General features: G+C 60.8%; 20 protein-coding genes. 18 read left to right on the forward strand and 2 right to left on the reverse strand.

The window, feature by feature from the left end:
• Positions 1-5: 5 nt before the first annotated feature.
• Positions 6-407 (forward strand): heme-binding protein, encoded by a 402-nt coding sequence (locus AC3WP4_RS05430; protein WP_102614429.1) that lies wholly within the window; start codon positions 6-8, stop codon positions 405-407.
• A 422-nt stretch (positions 408-829) separates the two neighbouring features.
• Positions 830-1,717: a YghX family hydrolase gene (gene yghX, locus AC3WP4_RS05435; protein WP_074877168.1), complete on the forward strand. Its 888-nt coding sequence runs from the start codon at positions 830-832 to the stop codon at positions 1,715-1,717.
• Positions 1,718-1,781: 64 nt separating this feature from the next.
• Here yghX and AC3WP4_RS05440 read toward each other — a convergent pair whose 3' ends face one another.
• Entirely contained in the window at positions 1,782-2,099 is a 318-nt protein-coding gene (locus AC3WP4_RS05440; protein WP_074877170.1) for a carboxymuconolactone decarboxylase family protein, read from the reverse strand.
• 212 nt (positions 2,100-2,311) lie between these two features.
• Between AC3WP4_RS05440 and AC3WP4_RS05445 the strand changes: the two genes are divergently transcribed.
• The 6 genes from AC3WP4_RS05445 to AC3WP4_RS05470 all read left to right on the forward strand — a co-directional run bounded on the left by AC3WP4_RS05445 (position 2,312) and on the right by AC3WP4_RS05470 (position 8,937).
• Complete coding sequence (locus AC3WP4_RS05445; RefSeq protein ID WP_102614430.1) at positions 2,312-3,685, forward strand: glutamine synthetase family protein; 1,374 nt, start codon at positions 2,312-2,314, stop codon at positions 3,683-3,685.
• Between the two features lie 10 nt (positions 3,686-3,695).
• Positions 3,696-5,087 carry an aldehyde dehydrogenase family protein gene (locus AC3WP4_RS05450; RefSeq protein ID WP_102614431.1) on the forward strand — a complete coding sequence of 464 codons (1,392 nt, stop codon included), beginning with the start codon at positions 3,696-3,698 and terminating at the stop codon, positions 5,085-5,087.
• Positions 5,088-5,090: 3 nt separating this feature from the next.
• Positions 5,091-6,251 carry an iron-containing alcohol dehydrogenase gene (locus tag AC3WP4_RS05455; protein ID WP_102614432.1) on the forward strand — a complete coding sequence of 387 codons (1,161 nt, stop codon included), beginning with the start codon at positions 5,091-5,093 and terminating at the stop codon, positions 6,249-6,251.
• A 154-nt stretch (positions 6,252-6,405) separates the two neighbouring features.
• Positions 6,406-7,971: an amino acid permease gene (locus AC3WP4_RS05460; protein ID WP_102614433.1), complete on the forward strand. Its 1,566-nt coding sequence runs from the start codon at positions 6,406-6,408 to the stop codon at positions 7,969-7,971.
• Positions 7,972-8,157: 186 nt separating this feature from the next.
• Positions 8,158-8,613, forward strand: coding sequence for a VOC family protein (locus tag AC3WP4_RS05465; RefSeq protein WP_076030932.1), 456 nt, complete (start codon positions 8,158-8,160; stop codon positions 8,611-8,613).
• Positions 8,614-8,775: 162 nt separating this feature from the next.
• The gene (locus AC3WP4_RS05470; RefSeq protein WP_074877181.1) at positions 8,776-8,937 is read left to right on the forward strand and encodes a DUF2986 domain-containing protein; all 162 of its coding nucleotides are present in this window, start codon (positions 8,776-8,778) and stop codon (positions 8,935-8,937) included.
• Between the two features lie 57 nt (positions 8,938-8,994).
• Here AC3WP4_RS05470 and AC3WP4_RS05475 read toward each other — a convergent pair whose 3' ends face one another.
• A complete protein-coding gene (locus tag AC3WP4_RS05475) occupies positions 8,995-10,896 on the reverse strand; it encodes a potassium transporter Kup (RefSeq protein WP_102614434.1) in 1,902 nt (633 codons plus the stop codon).
• A gap of 310 nt (positions 10,897-11,206) precedes the next feature.
• Here AC3WP4_RS05475 and AC3WP4_RS05480 point away from each other — a divergent pair, with 310 nt between their 5' ends.
• From AC3WP4_RS05480 to AC3WP4_RS05525, 10 genes are all read left to right on the forward strand, one after another.
• A complete protein-coding gene (locus tag AC3WP4_RS05480) occupies positions 11,207-12,646 on the forward strand; it encodes a M15 family metallopeptidase (protein WP_102614435.1) in 1,440 nt (479 codons plus the stop codon).
• Between the two features lie 99 nt (positions 12,647-12,745).
• On the forward strand, positions 12,746-13,417 hold the full coding sequence (locus tag AC3WP4_RS05485; RefSeq protein WP_173860447.1) for a GntR family transcriptional regulator: 672 nt from the start codon (positions 12,746-12,748) through the stop codon (positions 13,415-13,417).
• A 114-nt stretch (positions 13,418-13,531) separates the two neighbouring features.
• Entirely contained in the window at positions 13,532-14,464 is a 933-nt protein-coding gene (locus AC3WP4_RS05490) for a 4-hydroxyproline epimerase (protein WP_102614437.1), read from the forward strand.
• The gene (locus AC3WP4_RS05495; protein WP_076030929.1) at positions 14,461-15,576 is read left to right on the forward strand and encodes an NAD(P)/FAD-dependent oxidoreductase; all 1,116 of its coding nucleotides are present in this window, start codon (positions 14,461-14,463) and stop codon (positions 15,574-15,576) included. Before AC3WP4_RS05490 ends, AC3WP4_RS05495 begins: the two co-directional genes overlap by 4 nt.
• Entirely contained in the window at positions 15,569-15,805 is a 237-nt protein-coding gene (locus AC3WP4_RS05500) for a (2Fe-2S)-binding protein (protein WP_102614438.1), read from the forward strand. The genes AC3WP4_RS05495 and AC3WP4_RS05500 overlap by 8 nt, the downstream gene beginning before the upstream one ends.
• Positions 15,802-17,058 carry an NAD(P)/FAD-dependent oxidoreductase gene (locus tag AC3WP4_RS05505; RefSeq protein WP_102614439.1) on the forward strand — a complete coding sequence of 419 codons (1,257 nt, stop codon included), beginning with the start codon at positions 15,802-15,804 and terminating at the stop codon, positions 17,056-17,058. Before AC3WP4_RS05500 ends, AC3WP4_RS05505 begins: the two co-directional genes overlap by 4 nt.
• A gap of 74 nt (positions 17,059-17,132) precedes the next feature.
• Complete coding sequence (locus tag AC3WP4_RS05510; protein ID WP_074877194.1) at positions 17,133-17,882, forward strand: AraC family transcriptional regulator; 750 nt, start codon at positions 17,133-17,135, stop codon at positions 17,880-17,882.
• A 250-nt stretch (positions 17,883-18,132) separates the two neighbouring features.
• Entirely contained in the window at positions 18,133-18,951 is an 819-nt protein-coding gene (locus tag AC3WP4_RS05515; protein ID WP_008157204.1) for an ABC transporter substrate-binding protein, read from the forward strand.
• 10 nt (positions 18,952-18,961) lie between these two features.
• Complete coding sequence (lhpI, locus tag AC3WP4_RS05520; RefSeq protein ID WP_102614440.1) at positions 18,962-20,740, forward strand: cis-3-hydroxy-L-proline dehydratase; 1,779 nt, start codon at positions 18,962-18,964, stop codon at positions 20,738-20,740.
• Positions 20,733-21,398 carry an amino acid ABC transporter permease gene (locus tag AC3WP4_RS05525; protein ID WP_102614441.1) on the forward strand — a complete coding sequence of 222 codons (666 nt, stop codon included), beginning with the start codon at positions 20,733-20,735 and terminating at the stop codon, positions 21,396-21,398. Before lhpI ends, AC3WP4_RS05525 begins: the two co-directional genes overlap by 8 nt.
• The last annotated feature ends 5 nt before the right edge of the window (positions 21,399-21,403 follow it).

Genomic DNA, 21,403 nt, shown 5'->3' on the forward strand with positions numbered 1-21,403 from the left:
TCCCCATGAAAAGCAAAGCCGTACTGAGCCAGACCGAAGTCAGCCAAATCCTCGCGGCTGCACGCACTGAAGCACAGAAAAACCAATGGGCCGTGACCATCGTGGTTGTCGATGACGGCGGCCATCCCCTGGCCCTCGAACGCCTCGACGGCTGCGCTCCGATTGGCGCCTACATCGCCACCGAAAAGGCCCGCACGTCGGCCCTGGGTCGGCGCGAATCCAAAGGCTATGAAGAGATGGTCAACGGCGGGCGCTACGCCTTTTTGTCCGCGCCATTGCTGACGTCCCTTGAGGGCGGCGTGCCGATCATCGTCGACGGCCAGGTGATCGGTGCGGTTGGCGTGTCCGGGGTCAAAGCCGAGCAGGATGCGCAAGTGGCCAAGGCCGGTGCGCAATGCTTGAAATGAACTGAACATCACAACTCAACCGGCTATTTGTTTCATATTGTTTGATTTCACCCATTTGCCGGAAGCTTCTTTCGTCTGCCCATCCCAAAAGCAAGCGCCCCAAACCATCTCAGGCGTTTGCTTGAGTCACACGCCCCCCGGATACCGGTCAGTTAAGAAACAACACAATCCGTAGCAGCTGGCGAAGCCTGCGTTCGGCTGCGGAGCAGTCGCAAATTCAGAACACACGGTGTGCCAGGCAGACCGTGGATGTCGGATTTACGACTGCTCCGCAGCCGAACGCAGGCTTCGCCAGCTGCTACAAGAATGAGTTGTTGCGCAGATTACTTAACTGACCGGCATTAGGCGCCGACCTCTTTTTTTGGTGAGCGGCTACGCTCGATAGGTATCGCTCACCCACCTGCCCAAGAGGAAGCGCACAGATGGCCCGTCTCACTGCCAAAGACTTTGCTCCGGAACTGCTCGAACTGTATGACTACTACGCCCACGGCAAGATCAACCGGCGTGAGTTTCTGGATCGGGCGGCGTTGTTCACCTTGGGTAGCTTGACCGCCAGCGCGCTGCTCGCCGCCCTGAGCCCGAATTATGCGCTCGCCGAGCAGGTTGAATTTACCGACCCGGACATTGTTGCCGAGTACATCACCTATCCATCACCCAAAGGTAACGGGCAAGTCCGTGGCTATCTGGTGCGCCCGGCGAAAGCCACCGGCAAGGTGCCAGCGGTGGTGGTCGTGCATGAAAATCGCGGGCTCAACCCGTATATCGAAGACGTCGCGCGGCGTGTGGCCAAGGCAGGCTTCATTGCCCTCGCCCCGGATGGCCTGACCTCGGTGGGCGGTTATCCCGGCAACGATGACAAAGGCCGGGAGTTGCAGGCGACCGTCGACCCGGAAAAGCTCATGAACGACTTTTTCGCCGCCATCGAGTGGTTGATCAAGCATGACGCGAGCAGCGGAAAAGTCGGTATCACCGGGTTCTGCTACGGCGGTGGTGTCGCCAATGCCGCGGCCGTGGCTTATCCGGAACTGGGGGCTGCCGTGTCCTTTTATGGTCGCCAGCCCGAAGCCAAGGATGTCGCCCGAATCAAGGCGCCAGTGATGCTGCACTACGGTGAACTGGATACACGCATCAACGAAGGCTGGCCTGCCTATGAAAAGGCACTGAAAGCCGCGGGTAAGACCTATGAAGCGTACATCTACCCCGGCGCCAACCACGGTTTTCATAATGACTCCACGCCTCGATACGATGAGGCCGCAGCCAAGCTGGCCTGGGACCGGACGCTGGGGTGGTTTCGGCGGTACCTGGCTTGATAGTGAGGTTGCTCGTCTGTTGCCAAATAGAGTTGGCGGTGCACCAAACAGTCGAGCAGGATCATCACGTCTCAATCACATCGTCCGCCCAACTGATGGCCGCAACGACGGTAGGAAAACCGATCGTGCTGGTCAGGGCGATCAGCGTGTGACGGATCTGCTCTGGCGTGGCGCCCGCTTCCAGTGCCCGTCGGGTATGACTGTGCACTGCGCCCTCAGAGCGGATGGCCGCCGCGGCACCGAGCTGGATCAGCTGGACAACGATCTCTTCCAGGGGGCCGGTATGACGCACCGCCGTACCCAAGGCCTCCACGGCGGCCAGGTAATCCGGGTATTGCTGTTCGAGACGTTGGTAGGTGTTGTGCGCTTTCTTCTTTGTCATGTTTGTTTCCTCGCGTTGGAGGGCGATCAATTCGCACTTCTGCGTCCGAGTCATCAGGTTGCGATTGGCGAAACTTGCACACTGCAACAGTAGGCTACGCTTACAGCAGCTTATTGCACACGATGCTCGCGTCTGCAGGTTTTGGTTGGTTCTGGAGAGCGTCTGCAACAGCTATTTCAGACAGGTCCAAACCATTCACGCAGGACTACGTGATGACCGAGCCCCTCCTCAGTTTTGATCAACTCAAGCGTGCCGCCGCGTCCGGCGAGATCGATACCGTTCTGGTCTGCATGGTCGACATGCAAGGCCGGCTGGTCGGCAAACGATTCCAGGTCGAGTTTTTCATCGACAGCGGCCATGAAGAAACCCATTGCTGCAATTACCTGCTGGCCGACGACATCGACATGGAGCCGGTGCCGGGTTACGCCGCGGCCAGCTGGAGCAAAGGCTATGGCGACTTTGTGCTCAAACCTGACATGGCCACGTTGCGGCGGGTGCCCTGGCTCGAGTGCACGGCGCTGGTACTCTGCGATGTACTCGATCATCACCATCGGCGCGACCTGCCGCACAGCCCGCGGGCGATTCTGAAAAAACAGGTCGAGCGACTGCGCGAGCGCGGGTACACCGGCATGTTCGCCTCGGAGCTGGAGTTCTATCTGTTCGACGAGAGCTACGAGGCGATCCACGAGCGCAATTACCACAAGCCGAAAACCGCCGGTCATTACATCGAGGACTACAACATCCTGCAGACCACCCGCGAAGAGCCAGTGCTGCGGGCGATTCGCAAACATCTGCAGGCCAGCGGCATTCCCGTGGAAAACTCCAAGGGTGAATGGGGGCCGGGCCAGGAAGAGATCAACATCCGTTACGCCGATGCGCTGACCATGGCCGACCACCACGTCATCATCAAGCACGCCTGCAAAGAGATCGCGCAATTGCAGGGCAAGGCGATCACGTTCATGGCCAAGTGGCGTTATGACGCTGCCGGTTCCAGCAGCCACATCCACAATTCGCTGTGGGACAAGAACGGTAAAAAGCCGCTGTTCTTCGACACCAAGGCCGAGTTCGGCATGTCGAATTTGATGCGCTCCTGGGTGGCCGGGCAGCTCAAGTACGCCAACGACATCACCTGTTTTCTCGCGCCTTATATCAATTCGTACAAGCGCTTCCAGGCCGGCACCTTTGCCCCGACCCGGGCGGTGTGGAGTCGGGACAATCGCACTGCGGGCTTTCGCTTGTGCGCAGAAGGCAGCAAATCCATCCGCATCGAATGCCGCATTGGCGGGGCCGACCTCAACCCATATCTGGCCTTCGCCGCGTTGATCGCTGCAGGACTGGCCGGTATCGACGAGAAGCTCAATCTCGCGCCGCCCTTCGAAGGCGATGCCTACGTCGACGAACACTTGCCTGAAGTATCGAAGACCCTGCGCGAAGCCTGCGCCGCACTTCAGGGCTCGACGATGTTGCGCGAAGCGTTCGGCGATGAAGTGATCGACCACTACGTGCACACCGCCGAATGGGAACAGAAAGAGTACGACCGGCGGATCACCGACTGGGAACTGCAGCGCGGGTTTGAACGTTACTGAGACCGCCATCATGACTTCAACGATTCAACTCATCTCACCGGTCGATGGCCGGGTCTATGCCGAACGCCGCTGCGCCGATGCAGCGCAAATCGACCAGGCGCTGGCGGCGGCCGAAGCCGCCCAGGCGCAATGGAAACGCCGGCCACTGACCGAACGCGCAGCTTTTTGCAACGCCGCGGTGGACGCTATGCTGGCCATGAAGGCTGACATCGTGCCGGAACTGGCCTGGCAGATGGGCCGTCCGGTGCGCTTTGGCGCTGGCGAACTGCGCGGTTTCGAAGAGCGTGCCCGGCATATGATCGCCATCGCGCCTGAAGCCCTGGCGGCGATTGAACCCACGCCTATTAACGGTTTTCGACGCCATATCAAACGCGAACCGTTGGGTACGGTGTTGGTCGTCGCCCCCTGGAATTACCCCTATCTGACGGCAGTGAATACGATTATTCCGGCGCTGATGGCCGGCAACAGCGTGATCCTCAAACACGCGTCGCAAACGCTGCTGGTGGGTGAACGGTTCGCCGAGGCCTTTCGCCGTGCCAATTTGCCCGAAGGGTTGTTCCAGAACCTGCTGCTCAGTCATGTTTATACCGGGGCGATCATTGCCTCTGGACGCGTGCAGCAAGTGAACTTCACCGGTTCGGTCGAGGGCGGTAAATCCATGGAACATGCTGCCGTCGGGGGTTTCCTCGGCGTGGGCCTGGAACTCGGTGGCAAAGACCCGGCCTACGTCCGCGCAGACGCCAACCTCGAACATGCGGTGGAAAACCTGGTGGACGGCAGCTACTTCAATTCCGGGCAAAGCTGCTGCGCAGTTGAACGCATCTATGTCGATGAAAAAATATACCCGCTGTTTGTCGAACGCTTCGTCGCGCTGACTCGCCAATACGTGCTGGGCAACCCCCTGGACGAAGCCACCACCCTAGGCCCGCTGGTCAATCCGGGCGCGGCTGATTTCGTCCGCGGGCAGATCGCCGATGCGCTGTCAAAAGGTGCAAAGGCCCTGATCGACACAAAGACCTTTCCCGCCGACGCACCGGGCAGCGCCTACCTCGCGCCGCAAGTGTTAGTCGACGTCACCCATCAAATGTCGGTGATGCGCGAGGAGAGCTTTGGTCCCGTGGTCGGCATCATGCCGGTGGCCAGCGACGATGAAGCCATTGCCTTGATGAACGACAGTGAATTCGGGCTCAGTGCTTCCATCTGGACGCAAGACCTTGGCGCCGCCGAACGCCTGGGCAACGAGATCGACACCGGCACCGTGTTCATGAACCGCTGCGATTACCTGGACCCGGCCCTGGCCTGGACCGGAGTGAAGAACAGCGGGCGCGGCGTCACGCTGTCGCGCTTGGGTTATGAACATCTGACCCGCGCGAAATCCTTCCATTTGCGCCATGAGATCTAAGCCATGAGCCTGACCGCGAACTGGAATTACCCCACAAGCATCCGCTTCGGTGTCGGCCGCATCGCCGAACTTGCCGAGATCTGCCGCAGCCAAGGGATCCAGCGACCGTTGCTGGTCACCGACAGTGGCCTGGCGCGTGCCCCGATCACCCTCTCGGCAGTGGACGCCTTGCGTGCCGCCGGCCTTGGCGTGGCGCTGTTTTGCGACCTTAAACCCAATCCGGTCGAAGCCAACCTGGCGGGCGGCCTCGACGCCTGGCGCGCCGGCAAACACGATGGCGTGGTCGCCTTCGGCGGCGGCAGTGGCCTGGACATGGGCAAACTCATTGCCTTCATGAGCGGCCAGACCCGACCGGTGTGGGATTTCGAAGACATTGGCGATTACTGGACCCGCGCCGACGAAGGCAGCATCGCCCCGATCATTGCGGTGCCGACCACGGCGGGCACTGGCTCCGAGGTGGGCCGTGCGGCGGTGATCATCGATGAGCGTACGCACACCAAACGCATCATCTTCCACCCGAAGATGATGCCGCGCGTGGTCATCAGCGACCCGGCCCTGACCGTCGGCATGCCGGCCAAGGTCACCGCGGGCACCGGCATGGATGCGTTTGCGCATTGCCTGGAATCGTACTGCGCTCCCGGCTTTCATCCCATGGCCGAAGGGATTGCGGTTGAAGGCATGCGTCTGGTCGCCAATGCCCTGGTGCGAGCCGTACACACACCCTCGGACCTGGAGGCGCGAGCGGAAATGCTCGCAGCTGCTGCGATGGGTGCTACCGCTTTCCAGAAAGGCCTGGGCGGGATGCACGCCCTCTCACATCCGGTGGGCGCCCTGTACGACACCCATCACGGCATGACCAACGCCACCTTCATGCCTTATGTCCTGAAATTCAATCGCCCGGCCATCGAGGAACGCATCACCCGCCTGGCGGCTTATTTGCGTCTGCCCTCGCCCGGCTTCGACAGTTTTCTGGCTTTCGTCCTCAAGTTGCGCAAGGACATCGGCGTGCCCCATACGCTGATTGAGCTGGGAGTGGATGACCGGCAGGCCGACCTGATCGCGGACATGGCAATTGTTGACCCTTGCGCTGGCGGCAACCCGCTGCCCCTGACCCGAAATGGCGCGGCAGAAATTTTCGAAGCGGCGTACCACGGCCGTCTGTAGGAGCATTGCTTGTCCATGGCCAAGGTGCGAACGCGCAGCATGGACGGGGTTTATCCGTTAGAAAAAGGAGCAGTACGACAAGGGGTTGAAGGCCAGCCCGTCCGGCAACGTAAACCCGGATGGATGCGTATCAAAACCTGAAGGGGCACACAACATGAAGCCAACAAGCCAGCCTGGCACGAGCGCGCCGCAAGACGATGACGTCAAGCTACTGCACAGCATGGGTTATGCCCAGGAGCTCTCGCGACGCATGGGCGTTTTCTCCAACTTTGCCATTTCCTTTTCGATCATCTGCATCCTCTCGGGCGGTATCAACTCACTCGCTCAGGGGACCTCAGGTGCAGGCGGTGCGTCAATCGGCATCGGTTGGCCGATCGGTTGCCTGATCTCCGGATTTTTCGCCATGGCCATGGCGCAGATTTCCTCGGCCTACCCCACCGCTGGCGGCCTCTATCACTGGGGTTCGATTCTCGGTAACCGCTTCACCGGCTGGCTGACCGCCTGGTTCAACTTACTCGGGTTGATTACCGTGCTCGGTGCAATCAACGTCGGCACCTATTACTTCTTTTTCGGTGCCTTCGGACCCGCCCTGGGAATGGAAGACACCACCACGACCCGGGTGATTTTCCTGGCGATCCTGACCGGCATCCAGGCCTTGTGTAATCACCTGGGTATCGGCCTGACGGCGAAGCTCACCGATTTCTCGGGCTATCTGATTTTCGCCACAGCGCTCGCGCTGACCATCGTCTGCCTGATCTCGGCGCCCAGCTATGAGTTCGCCCGGTTATGGACCTTCAGCAACTATTCCGGCGAGGCTGGCGGCAACGTTTGGCCACAGGTATCGAACGGCTGGATTTTCATGCTCGGCCTGTTGCTGCCGATCTACACCATCACCGGTTATGACGCCTCCGCGCACACCTCGGAAGAGACCCGGAATGCGGCCATGTCGGTGCCTCGCGGCATGGTCATGTCGGTGGTCTGGTCGTTGCTGTTCGGCTGGGTCATGCTCAGTTCGTTCGTGCTGATGCTGCCGAGCATGGACGAGGCGGCGAAGCAAGGCTGGAGCGTGTTCTTCTGGGCCATGGATACCCAGGTCAATCCGACGGTGAAAGTGGCGCTGTACGTGGCGATTTTCATCTCGCAATTCCTTTGCGGGTTGGCGACCGTGACCTCGGTCTCGCGCATGATCTTCGCGTTCTCCCGGGACGGCGGCCTGCCCTTCTCCAAAGCGCTGTCCTCTGTCTCGCCGACCCTTCGCAGCCCGGTGGCAGCAATCTGGACCGGTGCCACGCTTGCGGTGTTGTTTGTCTGGGGATCGTCAGTGATATCCATCGGTGAAACGCCGGTCTATACCATCGTGGTGTCTTGCACAGTGATCTTCCTGTTCTTCTCCTTCATCATTCCCATCGTGCTGGGCCTGTTTACCTATGGGACTTCGAAGTGGCCGACCATGGGGCCGTGGAACATGGGACGCTTCTGGTACACAGTATTCGCCCTCCTCTCGATCCTCTCGATGGTGGTTATTTTTGTCATCGGTATCCAGCCACCAAACGATTGGGCGCTGTACATCACCCTCGGTTTTCTGGTGCTGACGGCGATTGTCTGGTTCGGGTTTGAAACGCGACGCTTCCAGGGGCCGCCGATAGGCGACATGATCATCAAGCGTCAGGCTGAAATCGCGGCGGCGGAAGCGGCGTTGAATAGACAGGCTGGAAGCTGATTGCTAGTTACGCGTGACGTTGACTCTGTGGCGAGGGCGCTTGCTCTCGCCAGGCTGCGATTTTTTAAAGGATCATTGCAACGCAAGAGAGGGCGTTAATGGCATGCTCACCTCAGTCTGTGATTGGGCAATCCCAGGATCAGTACCCATGGATCAACAGGGCGCAGGGCCGGCAGGAGGCATGCAATGGAATTGAAGTTCAGTCACGTCGATATATTGGTCAAGAATCTCGAGGAAGCCTGTGCTTACTACGCACAGATACTGAAAGCCAGAATCTCCAAAACGCTCGTCTGGGAACGAGGTGGTCTGCATGTGCGCTACGCGATTGCGCTGATCGGCCAAGAGCGTTTCATGTTGGTTCAGCCGTTGGCGGGGAACCTGAAGGAACTGTTGGACGCCTCGGGCGAGGGGATGATTTATCGCCACTGCTACTCGACACCGGACATCGAGAAGGCCTATGACGAATTGATGGTCGCCGGTGTTCAGCCAGAAGATGAAAACGGCGCGCCGTTGGCCCGCGAGAACCTGCTATCCCCGTCCGGGACACGCATCATCTGGTTGCCCAAGCGCTTCGGGCACTTCTCTATAGAGATCCTGGAAGACAAGGCGTTGGAGGCATTTGTCGAGGCTGCGTTTGCCTGAGATACACAAGCTCGAACGCACGTAACCCCATCGGTCCAGCAGGTATTCGCTAGGCCGGTGTCATCTTTGTCATGGAAGATGCAGTGAAGCCCTATCTCACTCTCTAGGCTTCGTGCACCAACCTCTGCCATCATTGAAGAGTTTACAAACCGAGCAGAAAACATGAACCGTCGTAAAAAAATACAGCAGTTGTTAAAGGCTCACGCAAAAAAGGCCAGTGCCAAATTGGCACCGGCCAGTAAGTCTAAATATATTAGTAAAGCTGACCGGTTGAAACTGGCTGCTGAGCCTGGTCCGGATTCGATTATTTCCCCTGACAGCTGATCTATTCAACAGCGCGGGTCGCCGTCCAGATGCTGGAGCCAACAGCCTCGTTTATCGCTACATCTCGACCTGTGTGCCCAGCTCTATCACCCTGTTAAGCGGCAATTTGAAGTACTTCAGATTGCTGTTGGCGTTCTTGAGTAAAAAGGCAAACAGGCTCTCTCGCCAACGAGCCATACCCATGCGCTTGGTCGCAATGACCGTTTCTCGGCTGAGGAAATAGGTCGTGCGCATCGGACTGAAATCCAGATCGGCCAAGTGACAGAGACTCAAGGCCAGGGGAACATCCGGCTCCTCGATAAACCCGAAGTGCAGACTGACCCGGAAGAAGCCTTCACCATAGGCTTCGACCTCGAATCTTCTGTCAGCACTGACGCGAGGGCTGTCTTCAGACACTACCGTGAGCAACACGACTTGTTCATGCAAAACCTGGTTATGCAACAGGTTGTGCAGCAGCGCATGAGGAACGGCATCGGCCCGGGCCGTCAGAAACACCGCCGTGCCTTGTACGCGATGAGGAGGCTGCGTACGGATGCTGCTGATGAAGAGCGGCAGAGGCAGCGCGGTTTCATCCAGCCGCTCAACCACAATTTTCCTGCCCCGCTTCCAGGTCGTCATCAAAATGAACAGGCCGATGCCGGCAATCACCGGGAACGCACCGCCCTGAAAAATCTTCGGCGCGTTGGCGGCGAAATACAGACCGTCTACCAGCAAAAATCCGAGCAGCATCGGGATGGCCAACCAGCGCGGGGTTTTCCACAAGAGCAGCACGACAGCCGAAGACAGGATGGTTGTGATCAGCATGGTCCCCGTCACAGCGACACCATACGCTGCGGCCAAAGCACTGGACGACTCGAAACCAATCACCAACAACACGACACCGACCATCAACGCCCAGTTAACCGTGCCGATGTAGATCTGCCCTTGCTCCTGGCTGGAGGTGTGCTGGATAAACATGCGAGGGACGTAACCCAGCTGGATGGCCTGGCGAGTCAGGGAGAAAGCACCGGAAATCACGGCTTGAGACGCGATGATGGTAGCCAGTGTGGAGAGCGCGACCATCGGCAACAGTGCCCACTCGGGCGCCAGCAAATAAAACGGATTGCGCACAGCCTCCGGGTTTCCCAGAATCAAGGCGCCTTGGCCAAAGTAGTTGAGCACCAAACCGGGCAACACGAGAATGAACCAGGCACGAGAAATCGGTTTGCGACCAAAGTGCCCCATGTCCGCATACAGCGCTTCAGCACCGGTCAATGACAACACGACGGCACCCAGGATGGCCACGCCGATCCCCGGATGCGCGATGAAAAAATGAGCGCCCCAGTATGGGTTGAGCGCTTGCAAGACTTCCGGGCGCTGCAAAATGCCATGGATCCCCAGCGCACCTAACACTACAAACCACAGCACCATCACTGGGCCGAACAGGATCCCGATGCGAGCCGTGCCGTGTTTCTGGATCAAGAACAGCGCCACCAGCACGATCACTGACAAGGGCACAACCCAGTGTTCTATTCCGTCAAACGCCAGCTGAAGTCCTTCAACCGCAGAGAGCACTGAAATAGCCGGGGTGATCATGCTGTCCCCGTAAAAAAGCGCCGCACCGAACAGGCCCAGCAGAACCAGTACCTTGCTCAAGTGCGGATAAGGTGTTGCCGCGCGACGGGCTAAAGCCGTCAACGCCATAATCCCGCCTTCGCCCTGGTTGTTGGCGCGAAGGATGAACAGCACGTATTTGATCGAGACCACCCAGATCAGCGACCAGAAAATCAACGACAGAATGCCTAGCACGCCGTCGTGATTTACCTGAACGCCGTAGTGACCGGAAAATACTTCTTTCAACGTGTAGAGGGGGCTGGTGCCAATGTCCCCGTAAACCACCCCGACAGCGGCGACGAGCAAGCCTGCACCTGACGTTTTGGCTTGAGAATTTTCATGTGCAACGGACGTTGTTTCGCTCACGGTAGACTCTCTGAATGAAGGGGGAGAAAGTGCATGCCATCCTTGAGCGAGACGGCTCCCCGAGGCCGTTTGAGACAGGCGGCCGTAAAGAGGCATTGATTCAAACGGTTACTGATGACCTTGGTTGACACCTCGCTTAGCCAAGAGGTGAAGTGCTATACGTAACGAAGACGTTAAAAAACGCGGCCAGTATCGTGTGGGACGAAAATGACCACCGTAAAGAAAGCGTAAAAAATCATATGAGAGGCGAGCCTTGGACATTCGATCGTCCAAAACCCTGACGGGCAGATCAAACCACCCTCGTTGCGCAATGGATCAGCCAAACAGGCTCACGCGGACCTGGCGGCGATGGATCCTGTGCCTGAGCATTGTCGTGCCCGGCATCGCCGGTGCAGAGACACGCCCCGAGAACATGGTGTATCTGCGCACGATTGAGCCGGGCATCGAGCAAGACATTCGCTATGCCAGCGCTCACAACTTCACCGGGCACCCACTCGACGGTTACGCCGCGCCACAGTGCCTGTTATCGCTGGACGCCGCCAAGGCCCTCGCTCGGGTACAAACGGCCCTGCGGGCGCAGGGCTACGGTTTGAAGGTGTTTGACTGTTATCGACCGAGCCGTGCCGTTGCCGATATGGGGCGCTTTGCGTCGGAGCTGGGTGACCCGCGCAAGGCCGAGTTCTATCCGCGCGTGGACAAGCAGGATTTCTGGCGCCTGGGCTACGTGGCCCGGGTGTCGAACCACTCCAAAGGCTCAACCGTGGACCTGACACTGACCGGCCCGGATGCCCTGCCCGCCGATACCTGGACCCCTTCAGCCGGGCAAGTCGATTGCACAGCCCCTTATGGCCAGCGTTGGCGCGACGGCGCGCTCGACATGGGTACGGGGTTCGATTGCTTTGACGAGCGCGCACATACCGACAACCCGACGATCAGCGCTGCCGCCAGGGAGAATCGCCAAAGGCTCAGCAAGGCCATGGAGAAAGAAGGATTTATCGGGTATTCCAAGGAATGGTGGCATTTCACCTACAGCGGGGACGGTTCTCCGAAGAACGTCATGGACTTCCCCATTACGCCGCTGGCTGCGCGCGATGTTCTCGACACCGCCAATCAGCTGATTGTGGTCACCACAAAAAACTGGACTGACATTCAGGGCACTGCCCAGCGCTATGAGCGACAAGACAACGGCTTTCGAAAATACGAAGGGGCGTTTCCGGTGGTGGTCGGCAAGAGCGGTCTGGCGTGGGGCAAGGGCCTGAGCAGCGTTGAGCAACGCGTAGGTCCGGTCAAACGTGAAGGTGACGGCAAAGCACCTGCCGGGGTGTTCAAACTGGGAACCGCGTTTGGCTACGACAGCACGGCCGACACCAGACTGCCTTACCTGGCACTCACCCCGACCATCGAATGCGTGGATGACAGCCACTCCACGCGCTATAACGAGCTGGTCGACGGAGCGGCTGTTTCGAAAGACTGGGACAGCTCCGAACAGATGCGTCGCGATGACGACACCTATCGAAAAGGCACTTTCATCGAGCACAATACGCCAGCGTCCCCCACCTCGGGCTCGTGCATTTTCTTCCACATCTGGCGCGGCCCCACCTCGCCGACGCTGGGCTGCACCGCCATGGACCCAGCGGATGTTTCTCGCTTGTTCGATTGGCTGGATCCTCGCCAGTCCCCTCTGCTGGTTCAAATGCCCGAAACGGAATACGAGCACTTTCGCGAGAGCTGGAACCTTCCCGAACGTTGATGGCGGGTAGACGGTGGCTGGAGGTTCTGGCCATCGCCGAAGACCAGCCAGTTCAAATTCGTATACCCTATCTGCAATTCAATCCTGACGATCACGACCGTGGCCCTGACCAAACTCAACGCTCCCGACCTTGGCAATTCGCCTTCGACGTCGGAAATCATCACCCGTCATCTGCGTGACGCCATCGTCGCCGGGCATTTCGCCGAGGACGAGCCGATTCGCCAGGACGACATCGCCCGTCAGTTCAACGTCAGCAAGATTCCGGTGCGCGAAGCCCTCAAGCGCCTGGAGGCCGAAGGCCTGGTGATGTTCCAGCGCAATCGCGGGGCGATGGTCACTCGGGTTTCCGATGCAGAACTGGCGCAAATGTTCGAAGTGCGCATGCTGCTCGAAGACAAGGTGCTGCGCCTGGCCATTCCGAACATGACCGAAGAAACCTTCGCCCGTGCCGAACGCATCTGCCAGGAGTTCATCGGCGAAGATGATGTGGGCCGCTGGGCCGAGCTCAACTGGGAACTGCACGCTTGCCTTTACGAGCCGGCGCAACGACCGTTTCTGGTCGGCCTGATCCGCTCGGTCAACGACAAGCTGGAGCGCTACCTGCGCATGCAGATGAGCCTGTCGGCCGGCAAGGAACGCGCCGATCACGAACACCGGGAAATCCTTGCGGCTTGCCGCGTCGGTGACGTGGACCTGGCGGTGAAGTTGCTTGACGAGCACATTGCCGGCGTCTGCAAGACCCTGTTCGAGCACCTGCCTCACCACCACTGACCGCTCGCCGCACTGTGCCGATTTCGTCATCGGCACTGGATAAAACCATCAAGCCGGCAAACCCTCCCACAGGCCACTCTTTCGTTCACTCATCTGAACGGACGTGGCCATCCCATGAAACGCATCACCGTGATCGACTCCCACACCGGCGGCGAACCGACCCGCCTGGTGACCTCCGGCTTTCCTGACCTGGGCAACGGCAGCATGGCCGAGCGTCGACAGCGGCTGGCCGAACAGCATGATCAATGGCGCGCCGCTTGCGTGCTGGAACCCCGAGGCAGCGATGTGCTGGTCGGCGCCCTGCTCTGTGAGCCGGTGGACCCGAGCGCCTGTGCCGGCGTGATTTTCTTCAACAACAGCGGTTACCTCGGCATGTGCGGCCACGGCACCATCGGCCTGGTGGCCTCGCTGGCGCATCTGGGCAAGATCGGCCCCGGGATGCACAGCATCGAAACCCCGGTGGGCACGGTGCAGGCGACGCTGCACGAAGACCATTCGGTCAGCGTGCGCAACGTGCCGGCCTACCGTTACCGCAAAGCGCTATCGTTGCAGGTGCCGGGGATCGGTCAAGTGACCGGCGATGTTGCCTGGGGTGGCAACTGGTTCTTCTTGATCGCCGAGCACGGTCTGCGTATTGCCGGCGATAACCTCGATGCGCTGACCGCCTACACCTTCGCCGTGCAGCAAGCACTGGAAACTCAGGGAATTCGCGGCGAAGACGGCGGCTTGATCGACCATGTCGAGCTGTTCGCCGATGACGAACAGGCCGACAGCCGCAACTTCGTCCTCTGCCCCGGCAAGGCCTACGACCGCTCTCCGTGTGGCACCGGCACCAGTGCCAAACTGGCGTGCCTGGCGGCCGACGACAAATTGCAGCCGGGACAGATCTGGCGTCAGGCCAGTGTCATCGGCAGCGAATTCGAGGGTTCCTACGAACTTCAGGGCGAACGCATTGTGCCGACCATTCGCGGCCGCGCCTTTATCAGCGCCGAAGCCAGCCTGATCATCGAACAGGACGACCCGTTCGCCTGGGGCATTCGTCCGTGAACGAGGGCCGGGTGGCCGATGTGATCGTGATCGGCGCCGGCATCATCGGCGCCGCGTGTGCCCAGGCGCTGGCGGGACGCGGCTTGCGCGTGCTGGTACTGGACGCCGGCCTGCCCGGCGCTACGGCGGCGGGCATGGGCCACTTGCTGGTCCTGGACGACAACCCGGCCGAACTGGCCCTCAGTCAATATTCCCTGCAGCGCTGGCGCGAACTGGCGCCGGCCCTGCCCGACGGCTGCGCCTACCGGTGCAATGGCACCCTCTGGCTGGCGGCCAATGCCGAAGAAATGGCCGTTGCCCACAGTAAATACCTGAATTTGCAGGCCCAAGGCGTGGCCTGCGAATTGATCTCCAGCAGTGCCTTGCACCAGCGCGAACCGGAATTGCGCGAGGGCCTGGAAGGCGGATTGCTGATCAATGGCGACGGCATTCTGTATGCGCCGGCAACCGCCAATTGGATGCTCGACACACCGAACATCAGCCAACGTCGGGCGCGGGTCAGCGAAGTCGATGGCAACCGTGTGCGCCTCGACGACGGTCACTGGCTAAGCGCCGAAGCGGTGATTCTGGCCAACGGCGTCCAGGCCAACGCGCTGTGCCCGGAGTTGCCGATCGAGCCGAAGAAAGGCCACTTGCTGATCACCGACCGCTACCCCGGCAAGGTCACTCACACCCTGGTGGAACTCGGTTACGTCACCAGTGCCCACAACGCCAGCGGCCCTTCGACGGCTTGCAACATTCAACCCCGGCCGACCGGACAACTGTTCATCGGCGCCTCACGCCAATTCGGCACCACCGACCCGCAAGTCGAGGGCTGGATGCTGGCGAAAATGCTCCGGCGTGCCACCGATTACATGCCGGGTCTGGCTCAGCTCAACGGCATCCGCGCCTGGACCGGTTTTCGCGCTGCCAGCCCCGACGGCTTGCCGCTGGTGGGTCAGCACCCGCAACGCAAAGGCTTATGGCTGGCGGTCGGTCACGAGGGCCTTGGCGTGACGACCGCCCCCGGCACCGCTGACCTATTGGTCGCGCAGCTGTTCGACGAAACGCCGCCGCTGGCCGCGCAACCGTATCTGCCGCAACGTTTTCTCGGAGAGCCCGTTTATGCCTGAATTGATGCTCGACGGACGTACCCTGCGGGTCGCCGAAGGCACCAGCGTCGCTGCTGCACTGGCCCTGAGCGGCGACGGCTGCGCGCGCACCTCGGTCAGTGGCCAACGCCGCGCACCGTTGTGCGGCATGGGCATTTGCCAGGAATGCCGGGTGACCATCGACGGTCGGCGGCAGCTGGCCTGCCAGACGCTGTGCCGTGATGGCATGCACGTGGAGACTCAAGCATGAACGAATACGCCGACCTGCTGATCATCGGTGCCGGTCCCGCCGGCATGGCCGCTGCGCTCGCTGCGGCGCCCAGCGGTGCGCGCATCGTCTTGCTCGATGACAACCCGTTGCCAGGCGGACAAATCTGGCGTGACGGCCCTCAGGCCAACCTGCCGAATACAGCGCGTCAGATGCGCGAGCAACTCGAGGCGTGCAGCAACATCTACCGCCACTCCGGCACGCGGGTGATTGCCAGCGCCGGGCCGAAACAACTGCTGGTCGAAGACGCTGATCGTGGCTGGCTGATCGGCTACGACAAACTGATTCTCTGCACCGGTGCCCGCGAATTACTGCTGCCCTTCCCCGGCTGGACGCTGCCCGGCGTGACTGGCGTGGGAGGCCTCCAGGCATTGATCAAGGGCGGGCTGCCGGTGCAGGACGAACGCATTGTGATTTCCGGCAGCGGACCGTTATTGCTGGCCAGCGCTGCCACCGCAAAACACAACGGCGCCCGGGTATTGCGCATCGCCGAGCAGGCCAGCGCGGTCGCCGTCGCCGGTTTCGCCGCGCAGTTGCCACGCTGGCCATACAAGCTGATGCAATCGGTCACGTTGTTCGACCGCCATTACCGTCCCGGGACCCATGTACTGGCCGCCCTGGGCAATGAGCGGCTGGAAGCTGTGCGCCTGCAACAGCAAGGAAAAATCGTCGAACTGGAATGTGATCGCCTGGCCTGTGGCTTCGGTCTGATCCCCAATACCCAACTCGGCCAGGCCCTTGGCTGCGAACTTGAAGGTCAGGAGATTGCCGTCGATGCCTGGCAGACCACTCGCCGCGCCGATCACTACGCGGCGGGCGAATGCACTGGTTTCGGTGGCAGTGAACTGGCATTGGTCGAAGGCGCGATCGCCGGTCACGCCGCCGTCGGCGAGCTTGATTCGGCCCGAGCACTGTGGCCGCGCCGTGCGCGCTGGCAGGGTTTCGCCGACGCCCTCAACAAAGCATTCACCCTCGACCCGCAACTCAAGTCGCTGGCTCAACCCGACACCCTGGTGTGCCGTTGCGAAGACGTCCCTTACGCAGCACTTGCCGAGCACACGGACTGGCGCGAGGCCAAACTGGCCAGTCGCTGCGGCATGGGCGCTTGCCAGGGCCGGGTGTGTGGCGGTGCGCTGCAGCACCTGTTCGGCTGGCAACCTTCGGCGCCACGGCCACCGTTCAGTCCGGCGCGGATCGAGACCTTGCTGTGCCTGGACGACACCCCACCGGCCTGAATGCCGGCCCGGGGCTTTCGGCTCCGTCGCCGAGTCTTTATGATCCGGGGCATTGCCTTCAGACGCCCTGCGCCATGTATGCCTCGCTCACTACCTTCAAACCCTGCGACCTGCCCACCCTGCTGAGCAGTCTGCAGCCGATCGCGGCGCTGCTCGATACCCTGTCGGACGTGGTGTTTTTCATCAAGGACAGCGAGGCCCGCTACGCCTTCGTCAACCAGACCCTGGCCCGGCGCTGTGGCTTCAAACACAGTGACGAGCTGCTCGGGCGCACCGCCGACATGGTCTTTCCCGAACGCTTCGGTCCGCTGTACACCGAACAGGATCGGCGGGTGCTGTCCACTGGCCGAGAACTGGCCGACCAACTCGAACTGCACCTGTATTACGGCAACCAACCGGTCTGGTGCCTGACCCACAAACTCGCGCTGCGTGACCTGCAAGGTCAGATTGTCGGCCTGGCCGGCATCTCCCGCGACCTGCAAGCGCCACAGTCCAGCCATCCGGCCTTCCAGAAACTCGCAGCGGTGGACGCGCATATCCGCAGCCATTTCGCCCGTCCGATCAGCCTCGCCGAACTGACCGCGATCGCCGGGTTTTCCGTGGCGCAACTGGAGCGCCACTGCAAACGAGTGTTCCAGCTCACCCCACGGCAGATGATTCACAAGGCGCGCCTGGAAGAAGGCTCCCGGCTTTTGTTGCACACCGACCTGCCCATCACCGAGATCGCCCTGCGCTGCGGTTACACAGACCACAGCGCGTTCAGCCGGCAGTTCCGCGCCTTGACCAGTCTGGCGCCAAGTCAGTATCGCGAAAGCCGTCGCTGAAGCCGGGCGAGTGTTCCTTTAAGGGGCGCCCGGCGTTTCCACTGCTCCCTTCTGTAACACCGCCTGATACAGCCCGCCGAGGCGTTCTTCTCCTACGCCCTGTTCCCACAATCTTGTAAGACCTTTAGCTCAAGGCTTGGCGAATAATTCTCGCCTCAGTTCGGAAACAGGCACGCTCATTGCTAATCACATATCGTATACGAAATCCCCAATACGATATCCAACAGCACTTTCCGACAACGAGGCCTCTATGAAAAACCCCGCATTTGCCGTAGCCCTCAGCGCTGTTCTCAGTACTTCCTTTATCGCCACCGCCCAGGCCGACAAGCTCGACGACATTATTGGTTCGGGCAAGCTGCGCTGCGCCGTGACCCTGGATTTCCCACCGATGGGTTTTCGCGATGAAGGCAACAACCCGGCCGGTTTCGATGTGGACTACTGCCGCGACCTGGCGAAAATCCTCGGGGTCGACGCCGAAGTGGTTGAAACGCCCTTCCCCGACCGAATTCCGGCACTGGTCTCCGGGCGCGCCGACGTGATCGTTGCTTCCACCTCCGACACCCTTGAGCGGGCCAAGACCGTCGGCCTCACCGTGCCGTACTTCGCCTTCCAGATGGTGGTGCTGACCCGCGACAACACCGGCATCAACAGCTTCGCCGATATCAAAGGCAAAGCCCTGGGCAACACCAGCGGCACCTATGAAGCCATCGCCCTGGAAAAAGACGTGAAGAACTGGGGCACTGGCACCTTCCGCGCCTATCAGTCGCAGAACGACACGCTGCTGGCGGTCGCCCAGGGCCACATCGACGCCACCGTGGTCACCAACACCGTGGCCGCCGCCACCATCAAGTCGGGCAAATACAAGAACCTGAAAATTGCCGGTAACGCGCCGTACACCATCGACTACGTGTCCCTGGGCGCCAAGCGCAACGAGTATGGCCTGCTCAACTACCTCAATCTGTTCGTCAATCAGCAGGTGCGCAGCGGCCGTTACAACGAGCTGTTCACCAAATGGGTCGGCACCGAGATTTCACCCACCGACCTGACCGTGCCCAAGGTCTATTACTGAGGTGTCCGGCATGCCTAGGCCAACCTCACTGACCGGTCGCAGCCTGGTCGCCGGCGCCGCACAAGGCGCCCTGCTGTTTGCCGATGTCGGGCTGAGTTTCTGGGGCGGGGTCGATCCATTTAGTGGAGAGATCATCGACCGTCACCACCCACTCAGCGGCGAACATCTGGCCGGCCGGGTGCTGGCGATTCCCAGTGGTCGCGGTTCGTGCACCGGCAGCAGTGTGCTGATGGAACTGATCAGCAACGGCCATGCGCCGGCCGCACTGGTGCTGGCCGAACCCGATGAGATCCTGACCCTGGGCGTGCTTGTGGCACAGACCATTTTCGAGCGTTCCCTGCCGGTGCTGTTCATCGGCCGGGAGGCCTTCGCCACCTTGCGCGGCAAGGCCTTTGCTCGGGTCGAAGCATCAACGGTGACCTTGTTCGAACACCGGCCGGGCGATGCCTGGCAGGCACTCGACAGTCCGTTGCAGACAGTAGAAAAAACCACCGCCATCGAACTCACCGAACACGATCAGGCTCTACTCGACGGCGAGCATGGCAAAGCCGCGCAAGTGGCGATGCAGATCGTCTTGCGCATGGCTGAACTGCAAGGTGCGCGCAGTCTGGTAGACGTCACCCAGGCGCACATCGACGGCTGCATTTATACCGGACCTGCGAGCCTGCGCTTCGCCGAACAACTGGTGCAGTGGGGAGCCAAAGTGCGGGTGCCGACCACCCTCAATTCGATTTCCGTCGACCAGCGCCGTTGGCGCGAGTTGGGCATTGATCCGGAGCTCGGCGTACCGGCCAGCGCCTTGGGCGATGCGTACATGGCGATGGGCGCGCAGCTGAGTTTTACCTGCGCGCCCTACCTGCTCGACAGCGCGCCGAAGGCCGGCGAGCAAATCGTCTGGGCCGAATCCAACGCCGTGGTGTATGCCAATAGCGTGCTCGGCGCACGCACCCTGAAATACCCGGATTACCTGGATATCTGCATCGCCCTGACCGGCCGCGCGCCGCTGATCGGTTGCCATCTGGACGCGCAACGTAAAGCGAGTCTGCAAATCGAATTGCCGGTTTTGCCTGAGTTGGACGATGCCTTCTACCCGCTGCTCGGTTACCACATCGGTGCCTTGGCCGGCAGCCGGATTCCGCTGGTGCTGGGACTGGAACAGAGCAAGCCGAGCCTGGACGATTTGAAAGCCTTCGGCGCCGCTTTCGCCACCACCTCCGCCGCGCCGCTGTTCCACATCGCCGGGGTGACCCCGGAGGCGCTCGACCCGGCGCAGGTGCTGGAAGCGAATGTCCCCGTGCCGGTGGAAAAAATCCGTCTGAAGGATTTGCTGCTCAGCTGGCACGAACTCAACAGTGCCCACGACAACCGGGTGGATGTGGTCTCGCTGGGCAATCCGCACTTCTCCCTCAGCGAATTCGCACATCTGGCGCGGCTGTGTCTGGGTCGGCACAAACACCCCGAGGTGGTGCTCGCCATCACGTGCGGTCGTGCGGTGCTGGAGCAGGCCCGGGAGGCGGGACATATCGCGGTGATCGAAGCCTTCGGCGCAACCCTGGTCACTGACACCTGCTGGTGCATGCTCGGCGAGCCGGTGATCCCGCTGGCCGCCAAAACCTTGATGACCAACTCGGGCAAATACGCCCATTACGCACCCGGCCTGGTGGGCCGCAAGGTGCACTTCGCCAACCTCGCCGAATGTGTCGACGCCGCCTGCAGCGCCACGGCCAGTGGACGTTTGCCGGTCTGGCTGCAATCGGCCGCTTCTCTGGAGAGCCCCGCGCATGTTTGATTACACCTTCCAATGGCGCTCGACCCTGCGCGCCCTGCCGGACATGCTGGCCGGCGCCTGGGTCACCTTCGAGACCGCCGCGCTGTCGATGATTTTCGGCGTGCTGATCGCCCTGGCGCTGACGGTGATGCGCGAAGCCAAACAGCCGTTGTTGCGCGGTATCGGTAACGGCTGGGTGTCCATCGCCCGCAACACCCCGTCGCTGTTCCAGATCTACGTCCTCTACTTCGGCCTCGGCTCACTGGGTTTGCATGTCAGCTCATGGTTCGCGCTGCTGGCCGGGATCACCTTCAACAACGCCGGCTACCTGGCGGAAAACTTTCGCGGTGGCCTCAAGGCGGTGCCCGGCACGCAGGTGCGCGCCGCGCGTTCGCTGGGCATGAGTGCCTTCCAGGCTTACAGGATGATCATCGTCCCGCAGCTGCTGCGCATCGTGTTCTACCCGTTGACTAACCAAATGGTCTGGGCGGTGTTGATGACATCGCTGGGGGTGATCGTCGGGCTGAACAATGACCTCACCGGCGTGACCCAGGATTACAACGTCAAGACGTTCCGCACCTTCGAATATTTCGCCATCGCCGCGGTGCTGTATTACCTGATTGCCAAGGCGATCGTCGCCGTCGCCCGGCTGATGGCCTGGCGACTGTTCCGCTACTGAGGAGG

The organism is Pseudomonas sp. FW305-20 (assembly GCF_058788075.1).

Coding starts and splice junctions, on each gene's coding strand:
- AC3WP4_RS05430 (WP_102614429.1), top strand. CDS start 6: ATGAAAAGCAAAGCCGTACTGAGCCAGACCGAAGTCAGCCAAATCCTC.
- yghX (WP_074877168.1), top strand. CDS start 830: ATGGCCCGTCTCACTGCCAAAGACTTTGCTCCGGAACTGCTCGAACTG.
- AC3WP4_RS05440 (WP_074877170.1), bottom strand. CDS start 2,099: ATGACAAAGAAGAAAGCGCACAACACCTACCAACGTCTCGAACAGCAA.
- AC3WP4_RS05445 (WP_102614430.1), top strand. CDS start 2,312: ATGACCGAGCCCCTCCTCAGTTTTGATCAACTCAAGCGTGCCGCCGCG.
- AC3WP4_RS05450 (WP_102614431.1), top strand. CDS start 3,696: ATGACTTCAACGATTCAACTCATCTCACCGGTCGATGGCCGGGTCTAT.
- AC3WP4_RS05455 (WP_102614432.1), top strand. CDS start 5,091: ATGAGCCTGACCGCGAACTGGAATTACCCCACAAGCATCCGCTTCGGT.
- AC3WP4_RS05460 (WP_102614433.1), top strand. CDS start 6,406: ATGAAGCCAACAAGCCAGCCTGGCACGAGCGCGCCGCAAGACGATGAC.
- AC3WP4_RS05465 (WP_076030932.1), top strand. CDS start 8,158: ATGGAATTGAAGTTCAGTCACGTCGATATATTGGTCAAGAATCTCGAG.
- AC3WP4_RS05470 (WP_074877181.1), top strand. CDS start 8,776: ATGAACCGTCGTAAAAAAATACAGCAGTTGTTAAAGGCTCACGCAAAA.
- AC3WP4_RS05480 (WP_102614435.1), top strand. CDS start 11,207: ATGGATCAGCCAAACAGGCTCACGCGGACCTGGCGGCGATGGATCCTG.
- AC3WP4_RS05490 (WP_102614437.1), top strand. CDS start 13,532: ATGAAACGCATCACCGTGATCGACTCCCACACCGGCGGCGAACCGACC.
- AC3WP4_RS05500 (WP_102614438.1), top strand. CDS start 15,569: ATGCCTGAATTGATGCTCGACGGACGTACCCTGCGGGTCGCCGAAGGC.
- AC3WP4_RS05505 (WP_102614439.1), top strand. CDS start 15,802: ATGAACGAATACGCCGACCTGCTGATCATCGGTGCCGGTCCCGCCGGC.
- AC3WP4_RS05510 (WP_074877194.1), top strand. CDS start 17,133: ATGTATGCCTCGCTCACTACCTTCAAACCCTGCGACCTGCCCACCCTG.
- AC3WP4_RS05515 (WP_008157204.1), top strand. CDS start 18,133: ATGAAAAACCCCGCATTTGCCGTAGCCCTCAGCGCTGTTCTCAGTACT.
- lhpI (WP_102614440.1), top strand. CDS start 18,962: ATGCCTAGGCCAACCTCACTGACCGGTCGCAGCCTGGTCGCCGGCGCC.
- AC3WP4_RS05525 (WP_102614441.1), top strand. CDS start 20,733: ATGTTTGATTACACCTTCCAATGGCGCTCGACCCTGCGCGCCCTGCCG.